We start from the raw sequence: 1,822 nt of genomic DNA, 5'->3' as shown, positions 1-1,822 counted from the left end.
TCCTCACGCCATTCGTAAATCGAGGCGAGTTGCGCGGGCCCGCGACGGCATCACGCGTGCGGCGCGGCAATAACGATCGGCTATCGACTCTATGGCGAGAGGTCATTTCCCTCGCCCGCGGCGGGAAGTCATTTTCCAAAAGTTGGTCCAATCAATCCCAGCATCCGGCACCGCGATGGCGCGGCGCCAGCTTGGGTTGGTGATCGAACGATAAAAATGGTGCGAAAGAGAAACACGCTGATGTCCGAGGAAGCCTACGATATTGTCATTGTTGGCGCGGGCGCGGCCGGCTGCGTCGTTGCGAGTTATCTCGCCGAACACACCGATGCTTCGATCGCACTGATCGAAGCGGGTGACACGGATCGCGATCCGTTCATCCACATTCCAGCCGGCTTCGCCAAAATGTTGGCCCACGACCGCCATGTCTGGAAATACGAGACGGTTCCCCAGCACGGCACCAAGCGAGCATATCGCTCAGGCAAGGTGCTCGGCGGCGGCTCTTCGATCAACGCGATGGCCTACGTCCGTGGTCAGACACGCGATTACGCCGCGTGGCAGGACGCGGTCGGCGACACCGGCAAATGGTCGTATGAAGACCTGCTGCCCGTCTTCATGGTGCAGGAAAACAACGACACCTTCCACGACGAATACCACGGCATCAATGGTGGTCTGGCGGTTCAGTTGCCCAAGGGCATCAACAAGCTGAACCAATACTGCCTCAAGGCCTTCCAGGAATACGGCGTCCCGTTCAATCCCGACTATAACGGCAAGAGCCAGATCGGCGTCTCGCCCGTGCAGTCTACGGTTGGAAATCAACGCCGATGCAGTGCGGTCGATGCTTATCTGCGTCCGCACCTCGCGTCGGGCCGCGTGACCCTTCTCACCGGGAAGGCGGTCGTTCGCATTCTTATCGAAAACGAGCGGGCTGTCGGCGTCGAGCTCATGGACAATGAGGTGATCATGGCCGGCGAGGTCGTGCTGTCGGCCGGGGCCGTTCATAGTCCGACGATTCTCATGCACTCAGGCATTGGGCCGGCCGAGCACCTGCGCCAGCATGGCATCGCCGTGATCGTCGATTCTCCGGAGGTGGGCGAAAATCTCCAGGACCACCCGATGGTACCGGTCCGTGCCTACGTGAAAGGCGATCTCGGCTATCAGGCCGCCGCGCACGGCCTTGGTACCGTGAAGGCGGGCCTGCGCTACCTCATCACCAAGGATGGGCCGGCGTCGGGTAACGGCATCGAGACTGTATCCCACTGGAATCCGTCCGACTTCACCGCCGAACCCACGATCCAATGCTATCACGCTCCTATCATCGCGAACCAGGACCTCAGCGCGACGGGGGACCGCTCCGGCATCACCTTCGAGCTTGTAGTGCTTCAGCCCAAGAGCCGCGGCTGGGTGCGGCTCGCCGACAGCGACCCGACGTCGATGCCCCTCATCAACCCGAACTTCATCGGCGATGAAGAAGACTTGAGGGCCGCGGTGCAATCGGTGCACGCGATCCGCAAGGTTATGGCGCAGGAGTCGTTGGCGCCGGTGATCGAGGAAGAGATTGATCCTGGTCCGGGCATCCAGTCGGACGCCGAGATCGGCGAATGGGTAAAGCGTGCCGTGACGACGATGTGGCACCCAGTCGGCACGTGCCGGATGGGCCAGGATGAGCGAGCGGTGGTTGACGCGAAGCTCAGGGTCCGCGGCGTCGATGGCCTCCGGGTGATCGACGCCTCGATCATGCCGAACATCACCAGCGGCAATACCAACGCCCCGACCCAGGCTCTCGCGCGCCACGCCACGGCGATGCTGGTCGAGGACCTGAAGC

General features: G+C 62.0%; 1 protein-coding gene. It reads left to right on the top strand.

All coding sequences use genetic code 11. The annotated features are described in order from the left end of the window. Window positions 1-216 precede the first annotated feature (216 nt). Window positions 217-1,822: GMC family oxidoreductase (locus tag G6N73_RS35450; protein ID WP_206079272.1), on the top strand; the 1,606-nt coding region annotated here is incomplete at its 3' end.

Origin of the sequence: Allomesorhizobium camelthorni (genome assembly GCF_011045125.1) — a bacterium.
Taxonomy (GTDB): Bacteria; Pseudomonadota; Alphaproteobacteria; order Rhizobiales; family Rhizobiaceae; genus Allomesorhizobium; species Allomesorhizobium camelthorni.
Note: the sequence above shows the minus strand (reverse complement) of the source record. Positions and strands in the feature narration are given on the sequence as shown.